This window comes from Alkaliflexus imshenetskii DSM 15055 (assembly GCF_000517065.1).
Taxonomy (GTDB): domain Bacteria; phylum Bacteroidota; class Bacteroidia; order Bacteroidales; family Marinilabiliaceae; genus Alkaliflexus; species Alkaliflexus imshenetskii.
Window position 1 is genome coordinate 2,409,429 of sequence record NZ_KI912105.1, and the last position, 21,061, is coordinate 2,430,489.

At 42.6% G+C, this 21,061-nt stretch carries 22 protein-coding genes and 1 tRNA gene; 12 read left to right on the forward strand and 11 right to left on the reverse strand.

The features are described from left to right. Positions 1–211: 211 nt before the first annotated feature. The 6 genes from ALKIM_RS0110080 (at position 212) to ruvC (ending at position 3,796) form a co-directional block, all read left to right on the forward strand. On the forward strand, positions 212–604 hold the full coding sequence (locus ALKIM_RS0110080; protein ID WP_026474536.1) for a hypothetical protein: 393 nt from the start codon (positions 212–214) through the stop codon (positions 602–604). 180 nt (positions 605–784) lie between these two features. Continuing rightward, on the forward strand, positions 785–1,099 hold the full coding sequence (gene rplU / locus ALKIM_RS0110085) for a 50S ribosomal protein L21 (protein WP_026474537.1): 315 nt from the start codon (positions 785–787) through the stop codon (positions 1,097–1,099). 19 nt (positions 1,100–1,118) lie between these two features. Then, a complete protein-coding gene (gene rpmA / locus ALKIM_RS0110090; RefSeq protein WP_026474538.1) occupies positions 1,119–1,382 on the forward strand; it encodes a 50S ribosomal protein L27 in 264 nt (87 codons plus the stop codon). Between the two features lie 236 nt (positions 1,383–1,618). Continuing rightward, positions 1,619–2,890 carry a serine--tRNA ligase gene (gene serS, locus ALKIM_RS0110095; protein WP_026474539.1) on the forward strand — a complete coding sequence of 424 codons (1,272 nt, stop codon included), beginning with the start codon at positions 1,619–1,621 and terminating at the stop codon, positions 2,888–2,890. 25 nt (positions 2,891–2,915) lie between these two features. Further along, positions 2,916–3,230, forward strand: a complete 315-nt coding sequence (locus ALKIM_RS0110100) for a DUF4286 family protein (RefSeq protein ID WP_026474540.1) — start codon at positions 2,916–2,918, stop codon at positions 3,228–3,230. Continuing rightward, positions 3,230–3,796, forward strand: coding sequence for a crossover junction endodeoxyribonuclease RuvC (gene ruvC / locus ALKIM_RS0110105; RefSeq protein ID WP_026474541.1), 567 nt, complete (start codon positions 3,230–3,232; stop codon positions 3,794–3,796). The genes ALKIM_RS0110100 and ruvC overlap by 1 nt, the downstream gene beginning before the upstream one ends. A 40-nt stretch (positions 3,797–3,836) precedes the next feature. Here ruvC and ALKIM_RS0110110 read toward each other — a convergent pair whose 3' ends face one another. From ALKIM_RS0110110 to ALKIM_RS19310, 3 genes are all read right to left on the reverse strand, one after another. After that, a complete protein-coding gene (locus tag ALKIM_RS0110110; RefSeq protein ID WP_026474542.1) occupies positions 3,837–4,232 on the reverse strand; it encodes an HIT family protein in 396 nt (131 codons plus the stop codon). 130 nt (positions 4,233–4,362) lie between these two features. Beyond that, on the reverse strand, positions 4,363–4,836 hold the full coding sequence (greA, locus tag ALKIM_RS0110115; RefSeq protein WP_026474543.1) for a transcription elongation factor GreA: 474 nt from the start codon (positions 4,834–4,836) through the stop codon (positions 4,363–4,365). A gap of 139 nt (positions 4,837–4,975) precedes the next feature. Continuing rightward, positions 4,976–5,437 (reverse strand): hypothetical protein, encoded by a 462-nt coding sequence (locus tag ALKIM_RS19310; protein ID WP_026474544.1) that lies wholly within the window; start codon positions 5,435–5,437, stop codon positions 4,976–4,978. Between the two features lie 251 nt (positions 5,438–5,688). On the opposite strand from ALKIM_RS19310, the gene ALKIM_RS0110125 reads away from it, so the two are divergent. After that, complete coding sequence (locus ALKIM_RS0110125) at positions 5,689–6,129, forward strand: Rieske (2Fe-2S) protein (protein ID WP_157363878.1); 441 nt, start codon at positions 5,689–5,691, stop codon at positions 6,127–6,129. 80 nt (positions 6,130–6,209) lie between these two features. On the opposite strand, the gene ahcY is transcribed toward ALKIM_RS0110125, so the two are convergent. The 6 genes from ahcY to ALKIM_RS0110155 form a co-directional block, all read right to left on the reverse strand. After that, positions 6,210–7,625 carry an adenosylhomocysteinase gene (gene ahcY, locus ALKIM_RS0110130; protein ID WP_044117871.1) on the reverse strand — a complete coding sequence of 472 codons (1,416 nt, stop codon included), beginning with the start codon at positions 7,623–7,625 and terminating at the stop codon, positions 6,210–6,212. A 27-nt stretch (positions 7,626–7,652) separates the two neighbouring features. Continuing rightward, on the reverse strand, positions 7,653–8,597 hold the full coding sequence (locus ALKIM_RS0110135) for a bifunctional riboflavin kinase/FAD synthetase (RefSeq protein WP_026474547.1): 945 nt from the start codon (positions 8,595–8,597) through the stop codon (positions 7,653–7,655). Between the two features lie 13 nt (positions 8,598–8,610). Continuing rightward, entirely contained in the window at positions 8,611–8,952 is a 342-nt protein-coding gene (gene arsC, locus ALKIM_RS0110140) for an arsenate reductase (glutaredoxin) (RefSeq protein ID WP_026474548.1), read from the reverse strand. A 2-nt stretch (positions 8,953–8,954) separates the two neighbouring features. Further along, a protein-coding gene (gene prfB, locus ALKIM_RS0110145; protein WP_157363880.1) for a peptide chain release factor 2 occupies positions 8,955–10,062 on the reverse strand; the annotation gives its coding sequence in 2 pieces (ribosomal slippage) (positions 8,955–9,998 and positions 10,000–10,062; 1,107 coding nt in all). Between the two features lie 128 nt (positions 10,063–10,190). Further along, the gene (locus ALKIM_RS0110150) at positions 10,191–11,675 is read right to left on the reverse strand and encodes a S1 family peptidase (RefSeq protein ID WP_218916697.1); all 1,485 of its coding nucleotides are present in this window, start codon (positions 11,673–11,675) and stop codon (positions 10,191–10,193) included. Positions 11,676–11,852: 177 nt separating this feature from the next. Next, positions 11,853–11,928 (reverse strand) — tRNA-His (locus ALKIM_RS0110155). Positions 11,929–12,165: 237 nt separating this feature from the next. Here ALKIM_RS0110155 and ALKIM_RS0110160 point away from each other — a divergent pair. From ALKIM_RS0110160 to lon, 4 genes are all read left to right on the forward strand, one after another. Continuing rightward, a complete protein-coding gene (locus ALKIM_RS0110160; protein WP_044117872.1) occupies positions 12,166–12,849 on the forward strand; it encodes a DNA alkylation repair protein in 684 nt (227 codons plus the stop codon). Positions 12,850–12,909: 60 nt separating this feature from the next. Then, positions 12,910–14,118: a GNAT family N-acetyltransferase gene (locus tag ALKIM_RS0110165; protein ID WP_026474552.1), complete on the forward strand. Its 1,209-nt coding sequence runs from the start codon at positions 12,910–12,912 to the stop codon at positions 14,116–14,118. A gap of 186 nt (positions 14,119–14,304) precedes the next feature. Continuing rightward, positions 14,305–14,565, forward strand: coding sequence for a type B 50S ribosomal protein L31 (locus tag ALKIM_RS0110170; RefSeq protein WP_026474553.1), 261 nt, complete (start codon positions 14,305–14,307; stop codon positions 14,563–14,565). Positions 14,566–14,845: 280 nt separating this feature from the next. Beyond that, positions 14,846–17,275, forward strand: coding sequence for an endopeptidase La (lon, locus tag ALKIM_RS0110180; RefSeq protein ID WP_026474554.1), 2,430 nt, complete (start codon positions 14,846–14,848; stop codon positions 17,273–17,275). A 92-nt stretch (positions 17,276–17,367) separates the two neighbouring features. Here lon and ALKIM_RS0110185 read toward each other — a convergent pair whose 3' ends face one another. Further along, the gene (locus ALKIM_RS0110185) at positions 17,368–18,156 is read right to left on the reverse strand and encodes an ADP-ribosylglycohydrolase family protein (protein WP_026474555.1); all 789 of its coding nucleotides are present in this window, start codon (positions 18,154–18,156) and stop codon (positions 17,368–17,370) included. A 901-nt stretch (positions 18,157–19,057) separates the two neighbouring features. Between ALKIM_RS0110185 and ALKIM_RS18230 the strand changes: the two genes are divergently transcribed. Continuing rightward, on the forward strand, positions 19,058–20,182 hold the full coding sequence (locus tag ALKIM_RS18230; RefSeq protein WP_044117873.1) for an AI-2E family transporter: 1,125 nt from the start codon (positions 19,058–19,060) through the stop codon (positions 20,180–20,182). On the opposite strand, the gene ALKIM_RS19315 is transcribed toward ALKIM_RS18230, so the two are convergent. Further along, entirely contained in the window at positions 20,155–20,826 is a 672-nt protein-coding gene (locus ALKIM_RS19315) for a hypothetical protein (protein ID WP_052345517.1), read from the reverse strand. The two genes, ALKIM_RS18230 and ALKIM_RS19315, sit on opposite strands and share 28 nt — an antisense overlap. Between the last annotated feature and the right edge of the window lie 235 nt (positions 20,827–21,061).

Consider the following 21,061-nt stretch of genomic DNA (forward strand, 5'->3'; position numbering starts at 1 on the left):
TTTGTGGATGTTTTCCTCATCTTTTTTTAAGAATGGGAAGTGAGTAGGAATGGTCTAACTTTATCCTGGCATCATATATCAACCTACTGGTTAGGGTGTTGTGGTTTTTTGTTGGGTTTTATTCCGTAATGATAATGTTCCTATAACTTCCACGGATTGATATTTGAGTTTATAGCAGAAGTGTATCAAGGTTTAACTAAAAGTTCAAGTTATGACTTTAAAGCATTTCAGCTATCTGGACGAATCGGCTCACATCTTACTGTTGCAATTCTTTGGTAGTTTAACATTCTCCGATGTGGCGTGCTTCTGGTGCTCCGTGTCAGAATCTGCAATGGCTCACAACGAGTTAACCGGTTTTGTTCTGGATTACCGCGACTCTACATTTAATGATGGTTTTTACAACCACGACGAAATAGAATCTGTATGGAAAGCAAATATAACGTTGCTTCAAAAAAAGAGACTGGCACTGGTGGCTACTGGTTTTAAAGAAGTAGCTGTGCTCTCAATGCTCGAAGATTGCGGCGGAGGTATTGACGCGAAAGTATTTACCACTGTAAGCTCGGCTGTTGATTGGGTTAGCAGAAACCCTCAACGAAAGAATTAAATCGCCATCTTAACAAACTGCATGTTTTTATGTGTATGTTGAAAAAACATCTGGCAATTTGTTTGTTAGGATGTTTTTTTTCTCTATTTTTGCAGTCCGAATGAATTTCGCGGGGTATAAAGCGGTAAGCGAAGAGATGATTTGCCCACCTCCGGAAAGTAACAGTAAACAGAAATTAAGATGTACGCAATTGTAACCATTGCAGGTCAACAATTTAAAGTTGAAAAAGACCGTAAGGTTTTTGTACACCGTCTGAGCGCTGAAGAAGGCGCTTCGGTAGAGTTTGACGAGGTGTTGCTGGTTGAAGATGAGAGCGGTATTAAAATTGGTGCTCCTACCTTGTCCGGCGCAAAAGTAACCGCAAAAGTACTTTCTCATCTGAAAGGCGATAAGGTTATTGTATTCAAGAAAAAAAGACGTAAGGGCTATGTGAAGAAAAATGGTCACCGTCAGTACTTGAGTCAGATTCAGATTGAAGACATTCAGATTGGTTAATCAAAAAATTTAGTGTGATATGGCACATAAGAAAGGAGTAGGTAGTTCCAAGAACGGTCGCGAATCAGAAAGCAAGCGACTGGGTGTAAAAATCTTTGGCGGTCAATTCGCTAAAGCAGGGAACATTATCGTACGTCAACGTGGTACTCAGCATCACCCCGGTGACAATGTGGGTATTGGCAAAGACCATACACTGTTTGCACTGGTGGATGGCAACGTTGTTTTTCGTAAGAAGAAAGACAATCGCTCTTTCGTATCCGTTGAGCCTGTTGCTGCTGAATAAGTAACAGCAGAAAAAAGTATTAAAAGTCTCCTGTTTTTGTTACTTTCGTAACAGAATCAGGAGATTTTTTATGGCATTATCTTTTCTCTGTCCGTAAGCAATTATATCAATAAATGCTTTTGTTTTCGGTTGCCCGGATGGCGATATCAATGTAGGTATGCCTCCCTGACGCAAAATTCTTTATTTTAAGAATCAGATTCAATTATAGTCTGTAATATTTGTAAAACTGCTGTTTCATGCTGACATTAAAACAGATTCAGGATAATAAACAAGAGGTTGTTGAGCGTCTAAAAATTAAGAACTTTGATGCGGAAGCGCTTGTTGACCAAATTGTGGCTTTGGATAATAAACGCAAAGCTACCCAAGCCGAAGCCGACGCTCTACAAGCCGAAATGAACAGCCTTTCGAAAGAAATTGGCCAATTGTTTAAAGATGGCAAGGCAGCCGAAGCAAATGCCGCAAAAGACAAAACTGCCGGATTAAAGGAGCAGATTAAAGAACTTACCACAATTCAGGATAATACAGAGAAAGAGTTGCAGGCTCTGTTGGTTCAATTACCCAATTTACCTCACAGCTCTGTGCCCGCAGGTAAATCGGCTAACGACAATCAGATTGTGAGAGATGGCGGTCAGGTGCCAACACTGACAAACGCGCTTCCCCATTGGGAATTGGCTCGCAAGTATGACATCATCGACTTTGAATTGGGCGTAAAGCTTACTGGCGCCGGATTTCCTGTTTATAAAGGCAAAGGTGCAAGATTGCAGCGTGCCCTTATTAACTTTTTCCTCGATGAAGCTACTCAGGCCGGATATGAGGAGGTTCTACCACCCCTTATGGTGAATGAAGATTCTGGTTTTGGTACTGGTCAGCTGCCAGATAAAGAGGGGCAAATGTATCACGTAACCCTTGATAACTTATACCTTATTCCAACGGCTGAGGTTCCGGTTACAAATATTTACCGTGACGTAATTCTCAACGGCAGTGAACTGCCCGTTCGTAATTGTGCCTACTCTGCCTGTTTTCGCCGTGAGGCAGGATCTTATGGAAAGGATGTTCGTGGACTCAACCGTCTGCATCAGTTCGATAAGGTTGAAATAGTACAGGTTGCTCATCCCGACACATCTTACGAAGTGCTCGATGGCATGGTTAACCATGTGCAATCTCTCGTGAGTAAACTGGGTTTACCCTGGCGCATCTTACGTTTATGCGGTGGCGACATGAGTTTTGCCTCTGCTCTAACATTTGACTTTGAGGTGTTTTCTGCTGCTCAGGAGCGTTGGCTCGAGGTGAGTTCTGTAAGCAACTTCGAAACCTTCCAGTCTAATCGTCTTAAATTAAGGTTTAAAGAGGAGGGGGATAAGAAGACAAGATTGGCCCACACACTCAACGGCAGCGCACTTGCTTTGCCTCGTATCATGGCCGCGCTGCTCGAAAATAATCAGTTCGAGGGCGGCATAAGGATTCCGGAGGTGCTTGTGCCATTCTGTGGTTTTGATGTGATCAATTAAGTTATCACAATAAATTGAATAGTATATGACTGAAAGCGCTGGTTATATCTTTAACACCTCCTTTTATGTGCCTGAATCGCGATTCGGGAAATGGCAAGAGTGGCTGAAAAGCCATCTCTTCCCTGCCACAGAAAAGGTTGTTGCCGGCGTATCTGCTGAAATTTTTGAGGTTGTTTCTGCCCGACCCGACGAGAGCCGGATTTTTTCTGTTCAGTGGCGGTGTCATACCATTTTCGAAATAGAGAAACTCGACACATGTGTAGCTGCAGTGCTTCGTGATTTTGGGGCTACATTTGGTGAGGAGGCAACGCACTTCAGTTCAGTAATGAAAAGGCTCTGATGCAAAAAGCTCCCGGAGAAAAAATTATTTTGGGTATCGACCCTGGAACAACGGTAATGGGCTATGGCGTGTTGCGTGTAGATGGAAACCGTCCTTCATTGGTGGCAATGGGCGTTTTGGAGTTGCATAAATATGAAGATCATTATCTGAAACTGAAGCGCATTTTCGATCGTGTGGTGCAACTTATCGACACCTATCATCCGGATGAACTGGCCATCGAAGCGCCATTTTTCGGGAAAAATGTTCAGTCAATGTTAAAATTGGGACGCGCGCAGGGCGTTGCAATGGCCGCGGCATTGTCGCGTTCGTTGCCAATATATGAATATGCCCCTTTACGCATAAAGCAGGCAATTACCGGAAGGGGAAATGCATCCAAAGAACAAGTGGCTCTTTTTCTTAAGCAGTATCTTAAACTGCAACAGGTCGATGACCAAAAATATCTGGATGCCACTGATGGTCTTGCTGCTGCTGTGTGTCACTTTTTTCAGGCTCGTAATCCTGTTGCTGAGAAAGGCGTTAAGAGCTGGAAGGAATTCATAAATAAAAATCCCGGCCGGGTAAAGTAAAACTTTTCCGGTCGGGATTTTCTGTTTTCTGTTGTGACAATTAGCTGAGGTGGTTTCTGATACCTGCTGCAATAGACTCCATCTCTTCTTGACTTAGCTTTAGTTTAGGCCGCGAGAAGCTGATGTCTGATTCAGTTTGTAATGGCACCAGATGTATGTGCGCATGGGGTACTTCAAGCCCCAAAACAGCCACGCCAATCCGCTTGCATTCTATGGTTTTCTCGATGGCCAAAGCCACCTTTTTCGCAAAGGTGGTTAATCCTGCCAGCAAGTCATCATCCAAATCAAACACATAGTCTGTTTCCTGCTTTGGAATTACCAGTGTATGACCTTTTGCCAAAGGGTTAATGTCCAAAAATGCAAAGTACTTGTCGCTCTCGGCTAATTTGTAGCAGGGGATTTCACCACGCACAATTTTTGAGAAAATAGTTGACATTGTATTGGTCTTAAGGGTTTTGATAAACGTACATAAATTAAGACAGACAATCAAGAATTTCAAGTTTTTAGTCTTAAAAACGCTTGTTTGTCTGTCTTAAATGGGATAATTATGTCCGCTAACCTGCTTCTTACAGGGATATATCCAGAATTTCGAACGGCATCATGCCGGATGGAACCTGAATGTCCACCTTGTCGCCTACTTTTTTCCCCAATAAACCCTGAGCAATGGGTGTAGAAATCGAGATTTTACCTGCTTTCAGATCTGCTTCGCTTTCTGAAACCAGCGTATAGGTCATTACTGAATTACTCTTAAGGTTCTTTATTTTAACCTTATTCATTATTTGAACTTTTGATGTATCCAGTTTTGATTCGTCGATTAATCTGCTGCCGGCAATGGTCTCCTTTAGTCTGGCAATTTTCATTTCCAACAACCCCTGAGCCTCTTTGGCCGCATCATATTCAGCGTTTTCAGAGAGGTCGCCCTTGTCGCGCGCCTCTGCTATTTGTCTGGATATACGGGGCCTTTCAACCGATTCCAGTTGTATCAATTCTTCACGTAGCTTTTTCAGGCCCTCTTCTGTGATGTAACTCACTTTAGACATGTTTTACTCCTCCTGATTTTAATTTAATAAGGTTAAATAATGAAAGAATCCCGAATGTACTCGGGACTCTTTGCTGTTTTTGCAGCAAAAGTTTGTTAATAAAATTTTCTGATTTGTTGTGGTTTAGCTCTCTGACCGGTTAGTAATTTGGTCTTTTGATAATCTCCGCGTAAATGATTGCGTTTCTTAAATCAAGCGGTTCATTTTCCCAGTAAGAGACATGCTCGGTTGGTTCCTCTTTGGCTAAACTTTTTCGGATCTGTCGTGGTGTAATCCGCGTAATCCGTTCAGGTCTTTTTAAAGCGTCTGATTTTTTGATGGTCTTGTAGTCTGGCCTTTTGTATTGCAGCGGTCTGTGTTTAATTCTGTCAGGCTGCATGGGGATAACGGCGCTATCAGTGCTTTTTTCTTTTGGTTCTGCCTTCCCCTTGTCAAACCAATCATCGAAAGAGGGAAATGCTTCTCCGGGGTACTCTTCAACTTCATGTTCGGGCATAACACTCCCATCCTGACCGGCACCCTTTGCTTTTTTGTATATACTAAAAGCAAGTGCAGCGACCATCACGAGAATGTATAATATGTCTCCCAATCCGTTGTCCATGTAAAAAAAATATTAGCTAAATTTAGCCTGTACAAAGCAAATAACCAAATAAAGCAGTCTCTATTTTAGATTGAGCTGCTTCAATGGGTTTTTTATTTATACTTAACAGGCTTATTGTGATGATGTTATTGTTTTTATTCGGTGCTTGTTCAAGTATTGTATGATTGTTGCTAGTCCAATTGTTGAAAATGCAGGTTTTTGCCACCTTTAATGACAAAGACACTGCAAGTACCATACCAATTATCAAAATTATGACATCCAAAGCTAAGCATTGGTTCATTATTCTTTCTACGGCAATATTGCTTTTTGGTTGCAATAAAAGTGAACATCCTGTTCCCAATGTGTCGTTTCAGGCCCGATTTGATTTGATGTTGCCGCAGTATTCCGGTGAACTGTTTATGGCTAATCGCGACAGATATGGCAACAGGGCAGGCTATTCCGGCATTATTGTTTACCGGCATGGCCCCGCTGAATATAGTGCTTATGAACGTTTTTGCCCATACGATAAGGATGTGAGATGTGTTGTGACGCCGGAGGATGGAAACTTAACAGCGAAATGTAATTGCTGTGGCTCCGAATATCTTATCAGTTCGCCTTTTGGTGCCGACATTGTGAACGGACCGGCCAAGTACTCCTTAAAGCCTTATAAAACCCGCATGGAAGGGATGAACGTGCTGGTAGTGTACAATTAACAAGCGGAATGCCTCTCTAAGTAAGGCACTCCGCTTTTCTATGTTTTGCCAATTTTTGAATGTCGGCAACTGTTTACGATTTAGTATCTGTAGTGCTCCGGTTTATAGGGTCCTTCAGCCGAAATGCCTAAATATTCGGCCTGAGCCTTTGATAAACGTGTCAGCTTAACTCCCAGCTTACCCAGGTGAAGGCGCGCCACCTCTTCGTCGAGCTGTTTTGGCAAAGTATAAACGCCCAGTTCATAGTTGTTCTTCCAGAGTTCGAGCTGCGCAAGTGTTTGGTTTGTGAATGAGTTGCTCATTACAAAACTAGGGTGGCCTGTGGCATTACCCAGGTTTACAAGCCTACCTCTCGATAATAGAATGATGCAATGTCCGTCGGGGAAAACAAACTGGTCAACCTGGGGTTTGATGTTAATTTCTTTGATGCCCGGGTATTTAACCAGCTTTTCTACCTGTATTTCGTTGTCAAAATGGCCTATGTTACACACGATGGCAGTGTCTTTCATCTTCTCCATGTGTTCCACTGTGATGACGTCGCGGTTGCCGGTTGCCGTCACAAAAATGTCAGCTTCGGCAAGTGTATCTTCCACAGTGGTCACCTCGTAGCCTTCCATTGCTGCCTGAAGCGCACAAATAGGATCTATTTCGGTAACCAAAACACGTGCGCCAAAACCACGCATACTCTGAGCGCAGCCTTTACCCACATCACCATATCCGCATACCACAACTGTTTTGCCTGCCACCATTACATCTGTGCCTCGTTTAATCCCGTCTGCCAAACTTTCACGGCATCCATAGAGGTTGTCGAACTTAGATTTTGTAACGGAATCGTTTACGTTGATGGCTGGAAAAAGAAGCTCTCCTTTTTCCATCATCTGATAGAGACGGTGTACGCCAGTAGTTGTCTCCTCGCTAACGCCCTTAACACCGGCAGCAACTTTTTGCCAGCGCTTGTTGTTGGATGCATAGAGTTGTCCCATTAACACCATCAACTCCCTGAAATCTTCTCCTTCAGTACTATAGTCTTTTTTCAGGATGTCAGGGTTTTTTTCTATTTCAACACCTTTGTGAATCATTAGTGTGGCATCGCCGCCATCGTCTACGATAAGGTCTGGACCGGTACCGTTGCCAAAGTCCAAAGCTCTTTCGGTACACCACCAGTATTCGGCCAATGTTTCGCCTTTCCAGGCAAAAACGGGGATTCCTGCCTGCGCAATGGCTGCAGCAGCATGATCCTGCGTGGAATATATGTTACAGCTGGCCCATCTTACGGTGGCACCCAAATGTGCCAGGGTTTCGATGAGCACCGCGGTCTGCACCGTCATGTGAAGTGAACCCATGATTTTTGCGCCTTTCAAAGGTTTCTCCTTGCCGTGTTTTTCGCGTAAGGCCATAAGCCCCGGCATCTCTTTTTCTGCGAGAAGAATCTCTTTGCGGCCATATTCAGCCAACGAAAGGTCGCTCACCTTAAAGTCCTGTTGTTGCATTTCCATATTCTGTTTTTTGGATGATGATTGTTGTTATTGCGTTAGGGTATAGTTATTTAGGATGCTTCTGATTTGAGACTCGTCTCGCTTGAGTTGTTCTCTGAGTTCGTCCAGTCCCGGAAATTTCATCTCTTCTCGTGTTTTGGTTAAAAACTGCAAGGAGACTTCTTCGGAATAGATGTCGTCATGAAAATCAAGTATGTGCACCTCTATGGAGCGGTTGTCCATTTGATTGTTGACCGTTGGTCTGATGCCAATGTTAACCATTCCGCCAAAAATTTTACCCAGCACTTTTACACGACAGGCATACACCCCGTCGGGTGGTACTAGTTTTGCCTTTTCACTAATAATGAGGTTGGCTGTTGGATAGGCCAGTTTTCGTCCCAGCTTCATACCACCGGTGACCTGCCCCGAAATGGTATAGGAATATCCCAGCAAAAAGTTTGCTTGTGGAATATTTCCTTCCATCAGCAGGTTTCTGATTTTCGTTGAACTGGGGTAGTGACCATCAATGTCGATGTGCCTGAATTGGCTAAGCTCAAACCCATATTTTCCTGCATACCTGATGTTGTCTTCCAGTGTGGAGCCCCCCTTGCCAAATCTATGGTTGTAACCAATTACCAGATGCTTCATCCGGATTTTTTCAACCAGAATTTGGCGTATAAACTCTTCCGCTGAAAGGGTGTAAACCGACTCATCAAAAGGTAGCACCACAAGGTGATCGATGCCTAGTTCACTGATTATGTTGATTTTTTCTTCGAGAGTGGTCAGAAGACGAAGTTTTTGTACGTCCTGATTTAGAACGATGCGCGGATGTGGCCAAAATGTTACGGCAACGGATTCAGCTCCTTCAGCGCTTGCCAGATGCTTTACACGCTCCAGCAGCGCCCGATGGCCAGGATGTACTCCGTCAAAAGTACCCATGGTTACGATGGCGTTACTGCCGGTATATGCATCGAGTGAGGAGTGGATTTGCATGAAATCTATAGTTTCAAAGGATATCGAATATTTTATTGAAGGGACGGCCAATGACAGCTTTGTCACCATTAATTACCACTGGTCTCTCGATGAGTCGTGGGTTTTGAGATAGTATCTCAAACCACTGGTCGTCCGAAAGTGTCTTTCCCTTTAATTCTGATTTATATAGCGCCTCAGTTTTTCGCACCCAATCAATTGGTTTGATGCCAATTTTATTCGCAATTTCCCTGAGTTCTTCGGCACTAAGCGGATTGTCTATGTATCGTATCTCTTCAGCTTCAACACCTTTCTCGGCAAGGTAATTGAATACTTCTCTGCTTTTTGTGCACCGCGGATTGTGAAGTATCTGTATCATTGTTAATTTTTTTCAAATACGTCGGCAGCCCCAAACTCCATCAGGTATGCTTTAATAAAATCATCGATGTCGCCATCAAGTACAGCCTGCACATTGCTGGTTTCGTGGTTTGTGCGCACATCTTTTACCAGTTTATATGGCTGGAGTACGTATGATCTGATTTGCGAACCCCATTCAATTTTCTTTTTTTGCGCTTCTATTTTGTTTACCTCTTCCATCTTTTTTTGCAGCTCCATTTCATAGAGTTGCGATTTCAGGATGCGAAGCGCATTCTCTTTATTTCCTCCTTGCGAACGTGATTCGGTGTTTTCAATTACGATACCTGTTGGTGCGTGGCGCAAACGTACGCCCGTTTCAACTTTGTTCACGTTCTGACCGCCAGCACCGCTCGAGCGGAAAGTCTCCCAGGTAATATCTGCCGGGTTTATCTCAACTTCAATAGTGTCATCAATAAGGGGGATAACAAATACTGAAGTAAATGATGTCATCCGTTTATTGGCTGAGTTGAATGGCGACAAACGTACCAACCTGTGAACGCCATTCTCTCCTTTGAGATAGCCGTAGGCGTATTCACCCTCAAATTGGATGGTTACTGTTTTAATTCCGGCTTCGTCACCATCAAGCACATGGGTTATGTTTACTTTGTATTTGTTTTTTTCGCCCCAGCGCAAATACATGCGCATTAGCATTTGTGCCCAGTCCTGGCTTTCGGTGCCGCCGGCTCCGGCGTTAATTTTTAGTATGGCACCCAATTTATCTTCTTCTTTCTGCAACATGTTTCGCAGTTCGAGATCTTCAATCAGGTTTTTTGCCAATTTTAATGCATTTTGCACATCTGCTTCTTCGGCTTCGCCCTCTTTAAAAAAGTCGTATAGTACCGTTAAATCATCTATGGCTGCTTTGGCTTGGTTGTAACCGTTTACCCATGCTTTGATCTCTTTGAGTTTCTTCATCTGCTCTTCCGCCTTTTTTGCGTCGTCCCAGAATCCGGGTGCCTGAGTTCTCAGTTCTTCTTCTTCAATCTCAATTTTCTTGCGATCGATGTCAAAGGTACCTCCTCAGCGCCAGCTCTCTGCCGCTTAAATCTTTAATTTGTTCTGGAGTAATCATGTTTTAACTAATGTTTTATATGATTGTATATCTGTGAGAGAAACAGGGGGCAAATTTACTAAAAATATGGGTCATAATTGCATTGATGCCAAAATGACAGGCCAGGCCTTTTGCCCCAATGTGCGGTTCTAGCGGTGTTTTAACTCGGAACAGTATCGAGAAATGAGTTTGAAGGCCTGGGTGTCTCCTTTTTTTCCTGCGTTAGACCAATCCTCACATGCCTTGTCTTTACGCCCTGTGTTGTAGAGCGCAATACCTCTGTTCATTAAAGCCGGAACGTCATCAGGATTGTTTAGGAGTGCCCGGTCAAAATCCCTGATTGCCACAAGATAATCATTTTGATTTAGGCGGATGTTTCCTAACATTGTAAATACGCCAGGCAGGGAGGGGTTTAGTTGTGATGCCCGTGTGAGATCTTCAAGTGCGCGCGCTTGATTTGATGCATGGTGCATCGTCAAACGCCCACGCTCATAATATCCTTCATCGCACAAGGAATCCAGCTCGATGGCATGGGAGTAGCTTGCATGTGCCCTTCGGATGTCGTTGTTGGCTTCTTGTAAATGTCCCAGTAGAATAAACATCTCAGCAGGAACCTCATTTTTTGATCCACTATTCAGAATCTCTTCTATGGCTTCTCTGGGTTGAGCATTTTTTGAGAGATAGATGGCCCTTGCAAGGCCTGGCAGCGCATGTGAATTGTCTGTTTGCAGTGCTTTGGTGAAGTCTTCACGTGCACCAACGTTATTTCCATAATTCACCCTGCTTATACTTCTCAGAGCAAAAATACCGGCGTGTTCAGGATAGAGTCTCAACGCCGAAGTAAATGCTCTGGCCGATTCAAGCCATCTTCCATCTGCCTGAAGCACGAGTGCCTCCATCAACACAGGGGATGAGAGGCGAGCCCGGTTTCTGTTTGTTTTAAAGCCTGCCCAAGTTTGGTTTACGGTTTCCCAGTAGTCGTCGTTGATGAGGTAAACAGGCATTAGCACGCCTTTTTTTAGTTGGTCAACATATTGATATATCCCAACAAACTGCCCATTTCCATTTATTGCAGGTGCGCCACGTGAAATTTTTCCTGCGTTAAGCCTTAGTTGGCTGCATCTGCCTATGTAAAAACAGCGCATTTGCTTACTGGTTTCGCCAAAGTTTTCTGCCTTTTGTTCATCTGTAGGGTGTGCAAAAAGCAAAATCTCTTCGGGAATAGTAAATGTGGTGCGGGATGGTGTTAGATAGCGGTCGAGGCGTCCGCGCAGCCCGGAGACACTTATAATGGCCAGATTACTGTACGGATGTATGGCTATTACCCTGTTGATATGCATGTGACGGTTGCGGTGGTTCGAAAAAACCAGCGAGTCACCATTCAATAAAATGGATGCACAGGTGATGGCTAACCCATCGCTGCTTATGAAGAAGCCACGGGTTGTGTCGGTGGGTTGATTTGTTTTGGAATAGGCAGTAATGGTAAATGTGGCATCTGCGGTTCTGTTGATGGTTTCAATCAGTGTTTGAGATACTGAGGTTGGCAGGTTGCAGATAATCAGCAATATGGTGAGCCAGGTTTTAACATTTCCTGTAGTTGTATTATTTGAATCGGTTTTGTGAAGTGTATTCATATTCCAGGCCATGATTGCTTGAGTATAACTCGGTTGCAGGTGTGTGTTATTTTCATGCCCAATTTAAGGAATATTTGTTTAATTTGCCTGTAAAGTTTTGGGGATGCATGCCTTGGATGTGGATATGAGCAATAAAAAAGGTCCACCCAACATGTTGAGCAGACCTACATTTTTAAAGGGTGAAAGACCGGGTTCGAACCGGCGACCTCCTGAACCACAATCAGGCGCTCTAACCAACTGAGCTACAATCACCATTTTTTAAGCAGTGCAAATATAAAGTTTTTTCTTCTAATTTTGCAAATGATTTTGGGCTTTTAAAGGCGTTTTTTTTGATGTCCTTTTATAGTTTTGATGAAAATGCAAGTCAATCATGTAATTAAGTGGTGTGTTGTCGAATTGGAATTTTAGCGGTAGGTGATAGGTGACTTGTTTTTCGGTATGTTTGATGATAAATTAGGGCTTTTACAGAATATATTCATACAGATTTCAGATGAAATTCTTTACATATAATGAAACTATGGATCGTCAGGTAAAGATGATTCAGGCACGTGTCCGCCAGTTGATGAACGGTGAGGTGGCTCAACAATTGCAAAATGCCGGCTACTCATACCGCAAGCTTTATGGTGTTTCGCTGGTTCACCTTCGTCAATTGTCGCAGGAGTTTAAGCCAAGCAACGAAATTGCAGAGCGTTTGTGGTTTATGAATATTCGCGAGATGATGATATTGGCAACAATGATTGCTGAGCGCGATACACTTACCGATGAGAAACTATCCGAGTGGGCCGATGGTATTACCAATATTGAGTTGGCTGAGCAAGTGGCTTTTAATTTGTTGGGAAAACGTCAGTCGTCATTAAAGATACTCGAAAAATGGATTCTCCACCCACAGGTTTTTGTACGCTACGCCGCATTGATGTCAATTGGATGGCAATATCGGTTCGCGGGTGAAGGATTAAGTGCTTTTTTGCAGGATAATTTGTCAACCATTGAAGCATTGGCAGGCGATAACCGGCTTGTAAGAGCTGTGGCACACTGCCTGAAAATGGCCGGCAGGTTCGACAAGAAGTTTCAGCCCAAGGTGGTTGGGCTGGCCAGAAAATGGATAGCGTCGGATATGAATCATCTGAAACAGGCAGGTGAGGAGATTTTATTCGAAATTGAGGCAGCCGGATAATTGATAAAACCGTTCAAGACTTTATTTTTGTGCTCTGTTTAACTCCCGAAATGATAAATTATGAAAATACTACCTGTAGATAATCAGCAGACCAGTATGATGTTCTTGGATGTTGTGGATTTGGTTTATAAGGAAGATCCCGCTTACATCAGACCCTTGGATGCCCAGATTGAAGAGATTTTTTCGCCTAAAAGCAATGATTTTTATAAACATGGTGATGCTGCTCGATTTATTCTGGTAAACGATAATGGAGAGGCAATCGGGCGTGTGGCTGCTTTCATCAACCAAAAGAAAGCATACGGATTTCCACAGCCAACAGGAGGGATGGGGTTTTTTGAGTGCATCAACAACAGGGACGCTGCCTGGATGTTATTTGATACCGCTAAGCAGTGGCTTATGGAGCGCGGCATGGAAGCGATGGATGGCCCCATCAATTTTGGGGAGAATGATACGTTTTGGGGATTGCTTGTTGATGGGTTTACACCTCCCGGCTTTGGGATGCAATACAACCCGCCCTATTATCGGGAGTTTTATGAAGGTTACGGATTTCTCGACTATTTTGAGCAGGTAACCAATATACTGGATATCACCAAACCATTTCCGGAACGATTCTGGAAAATTGCCGGACGTGTTGTGACCCGTGAGGGTTATTCGTTCCAACACTTCTCGAAAAAGAGTTCAGAGAAGTTCATCCGCGATTTTGTGGAAGTGTATGACGACGCATGGCAGTTTCATGAGAACTTTACGCCTATGGATCCCGATACGCTTCGTAAGTCTTTAAAAGAAGCGTCTGCCTTTATGGACGAAGAGCTTATCTGGTTTGCATATTATAAAGAAGAGCCCATCGCTTTTCTGGTGATGTTTCCCGACGTGAACCAAATCATCAGACATTTTAAAGGCAAGTTTAATCTGATAAATAAACTCAAATTTCTCTATTATAAGTGGCGCAATGAGATGACCAGAACACGTGTGGTAATCATGGGCGTAAAGCCTCGTTATCAACGTATGGGGATTGAGTCAGGTATGTTTTGGCATTTACGCGACTATGTTGCCAAGAAGCCATATCTTACCGAAATGGAGTTGTCGTGGGTGGGCGATTTCAATCCTAAAATGCGCGCAGTTCATGAATCAATGGGTGCTGAATTTGGAAAGAGACATATAACCTACCGTTTCATTTTTGATCCCGCAAAGCGGGTTAGCCAAAGGGCGGGAAGCATTCCTTTGGATACCCGGGAGGTTATCAGGAGCAACGAAGCAAAGGCACAGTAAATTTATCTGCGTCATAATCACAAGAAAAAAGTAATAAAAGGTTTGGCAATTGCGATCGATATCTTTACCTTTGCGAACCATTTTGGAACGATATAAGATTGAGTTAAATCAGTATGGGTTCCGGACATCTTAGTAAGTCACCTTTAAGATGCCCGTAAAATCCGGAAAACATTAATAATAAATACAATGAAAAAGGGAATTCATCCGGATAATTATCGCATGGTTGCTTTCAGGGACATGTCCAACGGAGATGTGTTTTTAACCCGTTCAACCGTTAATACCCGTGAAAATGAAGTTATAGACGGTGTAGAGTATCCAGTGGTAAAACTCGAGATTTCTAGTTCTTCTCACCCGTTTTACACCGGCAAAATGAAACTGGTTGACACCGCAGGACGTGTTGATAAGTTCATGAATAGATACCAAAAACATTTTGATAAGAAAAAGTAATTTTTTCTTTCATAGGTAATAAAGCTTCGGATTTTCCGGAGCTTTTTTTTTCTCTGTCATACAGATTTGGTAGTACATTAACTTCATTCTTCTTTTTTGGCATAGCTATTGACCTTAAAGAATATTGTGTTATAACTTCAGGTTTCCAGACAGAATGGCAGATGCCTGGATCTGTTTCATCCGTTTTTATCTACACAAGGAAGATGTTTGTCAGGCATTTGAACCTGCTACAATCTATGGAAACTACATAATTGAGCATTAAGTGAGATAGTAATTGACTATGGACGACAATATAAAGATATCTATCAGACCAATGGGGCTAAGTGATTTTGGTGATTCAGGAACCGAGTACATTCCGATAATTGAAGAGGAAGAGTTTCACACTGAATCTGATGGTGATGAGATTCCGGGTGTTGTGCCCGTGTTGCCCCTTCGAAATATGGTACTTTTCCCAGGTGTAATTGTTCCCATATCCATCGGCAGGGAGAAATCGCTTAAACTGGTGAGGGATGCTCAGCGCAACAAAACCTCGATTGGTGCAGTGGCGCAAATAGATCTTAAAGTGGAAAATCCCGGTGAAGCAGACCTTTACCGCATCGGAACCATTGCCCGCGTGTTAAAAGTGCTGGAGATGCCTGATGGCTCTACTACTGTTATTATTCAGGGTAGAAAGCGTTTTCGCTGGGAAGAGATAGTCTCTGATGAACCATATCATACCGCAACCATTTTACCCATTGAGGATGTGATGCCCGATGGCGATGAAAAGCGTGAGTTCGAGGCTGTTGTGAGTTCGCTTAAAGATTTGTCTCTCCGCATAATCAAGAACTCATCGCAAATGCACCCCGAAGCATCCTTTGCTGTTAAGAATATCGATAGCCCATCGTTTCTCATAAACTACATAGGCTCCAATGCCGATATAAAAATTGCTGAAAAGCAAAGGATACTCGAGTTGGACGACTTAATGGCGCGAGGCCACGCGTTGGTTGAACATCTCGTGAGAGAGGTTCAGTTGCTGGAGATTAAAAACGATATTCAATCGAAGGTGAAGATGGATATTGACCAGCAACAGCGTGAATATCTGCTGCATCAGCAAATGAAAACCATTCAGGATGAGTTGGGTGCCAGTCCGGTGGAGCAGGAGATAAAGGATATGGAGGCTGCTGCTGCCAAAATGAGCTGGACCAAAGAGGTGGATGCCGTTTTTCGTAAAGAGCTCGAAAAATTACGTCGGTTAAATCCGGCAGCCGGGGAATATTCAGTGCAGCATAACTATTTGCAAACCATGCTGGATCTACCCTGGAATGAATATACCAAGGATAATTTTGACCTAAGTCGCGCTCGCCGTATTTTGGATCGCGACCACCATGGACTTGACAATGTTAAGGAGCGGATACTTGAGCATCTGGCCGTTCTTAAACTTAAAGGTGATTTAAAAAGTCCAATACTTTGTCTTTATGGCCCTCCTGGTGTTGGTAAAACATCGTTGGGTAAGTCTGTGGCAGAGGCTTTGGGGCGTCAGTATGTCAGAATGTCGTTGGGTGGCTTGCACGATGAGGCCGAAATACGTGGCCATCGTAAAACTTATATTGGGGCCATGCCCGGAAGGATTATTCAGAGTATTCGGAAGGCAGGAGCCGCAAATCCCGTTTTTATTCTGGATGAGCTGGATAAAATCAGTAACAGTTATCATGGCGATCCTGCTTCGGCATTGCTCGAAGTTTTAGATCCTGAACAAAACGGCTCTTTTCACGACAACTTCCTCGAAGTTGATTTTGACCTTTCAAAGGTGATGTTTATTGCTACTTCCAACACATTAAGCACCATTTCAGCGCCTTTGCTCGATCGAATGGAGCTTATCGATGTAAGTGGCTATATTCTGGAGGAGAAGGTTGAAATTGCCAGACGTCATCTTATTCCAAAATTGATGGACGATCATGGCATCCCAACTAACAGTGTGTCACTGTCTAAAAAAGTGTTGTCATATATTGTTGAATCTTACACCCGTGAATCGGGCGTGAGAGAATTGAATAAAGTGCTGGCACGGTTGTTCCGTAAACTGGCACTCAAAATTGCTTCCGGTGAAGAGACCAAAAAGGCACTCACAATGGCCGATGTAAGGGTTTTTTTGGGTGTGGAAAAGTTTTCAAAAGATAGCTGGGAGAAAGAGGAGTTTATCGGGGTAGTTACAGGTTTGGCCTGGACTGCGGTTGGTGGAGAAATCCTTTTTGTTGAAAGCAGTCTAAGCAAAGGGAAAGGTAACCTTACTTTAACCGGCAACCTCGGTGATGTGATGAAGGAGTCAGCCGTATTGGCTTTGGAGTACATAAAATCTCATGCTGCTGAGTTGGGCATCGATGTGAAGTTGCTCGAGGAGAATAATATTCATGTGCACGTGCCTGAAGGAGCCATTCCTAAGGATGGGCCATCAGCTGGCGTTACCATGGTAACCTCCATGGCCTCCATCTTCTCCGGCAGAAGAGTGAAACCCCGTCTGGCAATGACTGGTGAAATTACTTTAAGAGGAAAGGTGCTTGCCGTTGGAGGTATTAAAGAGAAGATTCTGGCTGCCAAACGCGCCGGTATCACTGAGATTGTTCTGTCAAAAGAGAATCGTAAGGATATTGAAGAGATTAAACCCATTTATCTCGATGGGCTTACCTTTCATTATGCCGACACAATAATGGATGTGTTAAAAATTGCACTCATATAAGAGCACACCCGGGATTTAATCGCACAAAAAAATGAGTTATGACAACTGTTTTCTTTTAGTCATAACTCATTTTATTTTATGGCGTTATCGGTTTATATCATCTGGGCATCTTCAGTGGTATACTGATTCTCAAAATTGTTAATCAGCGCTTCCATGTCTGGGGTTAATCTGGCCAGCGCCCGCTTGATGAATGCTTTGGGAATGTGTTTAAAGTAGGCTTCCGCAAATGCTCCGGCTATTGATGCAATGGTGTTGGTTGGTCCGCCAATATAGATGGCCAGTCGTATGGCCTCTTCAAAATCTGACGCAGATAAGAAGGCGGTAAGGGCTGGTGGCACCGGAGTGGCCAATGGGCGTCCGCTTTGTATCTCCTTTTTCCAGTGTGATATGTCAAGAGAGAGGTCATAGCCAAAATGAACCGCGATATATGATTTGATGTCCTTGCGCGTAGCACCGTTTTTTAACATGAATACACCTGCAACGGTAGCTTGTGAAGCTTCAATACGTATTGGAACGTTGTGTGTAATAACAGTTGTTTTTTTTGCTTCATTCAATGCATCTTCAAGCGTGTTGGAGGCATATCCAATAGGACTCACGCGTCTGGCAGCACCGTCACCTTCACTGATATAGATGTCATTTCCGTCATTTTCAACCCACTTGAGGAAGTCCTTCCTATAGCCAGCATCCGGAAACCTTCTTACCCATTCAAGAATAGATGCTTTATAGTCTTTATTGCTGAGCAGTGCATCAGCTGTTGCAAGGGTTAAAACTGTGTCGTCTGTAAATTCTGAAGTGGGTCTGAAAAGCTGAAAATCCGTTCCTGAAAGGTCTTCGTTTATAAATGCCGATCCGATGATGTCTCCTATGATAGCTCCTTTCATTTTTCTCTGATTTGGTGTTAATTTTAGCTTTAATTCTCGCCAATGGTTTTGTCACATTTTGACTCGGAGATTTTAAATCTGCAATTTTATGCTTATTACATGGCATAACCGTTTCGCAGAATTGTCGTTGAATTTCATTCTCATCATCGCGTGAACAATCCCCAAACCTGATTAAGATATTTAAAAAAAAACATCTGTTATCAGGGTTGCGCCAACAACCATACATTTTTTGAGGTAAGGAGTTTGGTCGTAGGCATAATCCAATGGATTACTGTTTTCTAATAGCAAGTCAGCTGGCTATTCCGGAAATGCATAAATAAAAACAGTTGAACCTAAAACTATAACTGTTTAGTTGAAGGGTTGATTATCTTAGTTATATGCATCCCAATATTGGATTAACATATTTTACTTCCGGAAAACCGGATTCCCCTTTATCAGCAATTTATATTTTATAAGGTTCTGGTGATACCATCTGCGGGGCTAATTTCATAAGTTTTGCCAGAAAAACAAATTTTTTTTGACTAATTCTTTTTATTTAAAGTCCGGAATGTTTATTTTATATATTAAATTGTTTGGTTCTTTGCTGTTGGTTTTCAGCGCAATCGTTTGATGTGCCATGTTTTTTTTGTGTTTGGTTTAAATTACATTATGATAGTTTGTGTGTGAACGTGTTCAGATTAAACTATTTTGGTTCACGACGAGTAGCACGCCATCTTTATTGTATATTTAGCTTTTGATAGTGATTTGTTAAATTGTAAGCCATAAGCACAGCTGCACGGTTTGAACAAAATAGTTTTTTGTTGATGAATAACTCACTGAGTGTGCAGTGTCTATTGTTTATGCCTATCGGTGATGCATGTATGGCTAATGGCTGGTAATTGTAATTCAATTTTTTGTAACGATGCAAAACATAATTAGATATTTGTTGTTAACCGCACTGCTGGTTATCGGGGTTTTTATGCTTTGGTATTTTCGATTCATATTCTTTTATATTGGTATTTCTGCTGTGCTCTCGCTGGTGGCGCGTCCGTTGTTTGATCTTTTCAAGCGGATTAAATTTAAATGGCTACAAGTTTCAAACGGATTTGCCGCTCTTTTCACAGTGTTAATTATATGGACGTTAATTATCCTCTTCTTCCGGTTTACCATTCCGCTCATAGGGGGAGAGCTTCATTATCTTTCAACTGTTGACATCCCGCAGGTAATCGACCGGGTGAGCCAGATGCTGTTTGATGCGCTAGAGCCTTTCAGAAAGAACAATGCTACCATTGTTAGTGCATTGGAAACTCAAATAACAGAGGCGGCGGTAACACTTTTTGATGTGGTTTACATCAAGGACACTTTTTCAGGACTTGTCGGCTTTTTTGGCGGTCTTTTTGTAGCCGCATTTTCTATCACCTTTATGACTTTCTTTTTTTTAAAGGAGGAAGGCTTGCTGCTCGGTTTACTTATGATTTTTGTGCCAGATAGCTACGAGGCCGGATTGCGACATGTTCTCCAATCGGTGAAGTATTTGCTGCGTCGCTATTTTATAGGAATTTTGGTGCAGATTTTTTTGATATGCATGCTGGTAACCATTGGCTTTATGATTTTGGGACTGGAGTTTAATCATGCAATTACCATTGGTCTTATTAGCGGCCTTTTAAATGTAATTCCATACGTCGGACCCTTGATAGGAGCCTTTTTTGGGTGTATTACCGGCATCATTATTTATCTTCAATTTCCTTCTGATATTACTTTTCTGTCGTATTTGGGATATATGGGCCTTGTTTATTCCGTAGTCCAGTTACTCGATAATGTGGTGTTTCAGCCTGTAATATTTTCCAACAGCGTGAAGGCTCATCCACTCGAAATATTCCTTGTTATTATGATGGCCGGGTACATGTCGGGCATTATCGGAATGTTCTTAGCGATACCAGTATATACAATACTCCGTGTTGTGGCTCGTGAGTTTTTTTATAACTACCGGGTGGTTAAAAAATTTACCGATGGTTTTCGTTATGGAAATAATACCCCTTCGTTATAGTTGTTTACCGATGGTTGGTGGGATGGGTTGTCGGGCAGCGACGTGTCATTTTGCAACGCCAGTGCTTCGTTTATCGAAATGCGCTTACCGCGATAGGTGGCAATTACAAAGGCATCGGCAAATCCCATTTTAACCAGAAGCGTTTTAAACCGCGAAGCATCACCATAATCATTGAAAATTCCGGCTGTAAATTGGTTTATGTCATCAACGGTATATTGCTGAAGCGATACAAGGTTCAACTCAAAAGGAGCCATGTCTATCCCGGAATAAGCGCCAATCTGCACACTATAGACAACAGGATTCAGGGATATTTCAACTGGCAGTTTTTCGGTTAATGAATCCTCGTAAGTAGGGAATACAGTTGCTGTGTCTAACGGCAGCATAAGTTCTTTGATTGGCACTATTTTACTGTTGTTGGCAGTAACCGTTTCATGCGATGGTGGCCATTGTAAAAAGCCATACATACTTAGCATTATAAAAAGAGAAATAAAGAAAAGGATCTGGAAGAAACTTGCTTTTTTTAACCTGTTATATTTCGCCGATTGCTTATGAGTAAGCGTTCGTAATCTTACAATTTCCTTTTCCAGGGCATTAATTCTGAACTGGTCGTTTATATGGGCCAAATTCTGGTCTTTCTCTTCCATTATCTACGTAAACTTAATGAGTTTAAATATACTAAATACATTTTTATAGTGGCTGTATTCTCTATATTTTATTCATCTGGCAGTTATATACATTGCTCATTTGAATCAGTTAAACAGAGTATGGGAATTTGGTATTTAAATTATTTTAACACCACAACATATAGATAATCAAATGATTGCGGTCTGCCTGGGTTTTCAGATCGTTTTTTGGCACATCTTTTGGTTGTATAATATC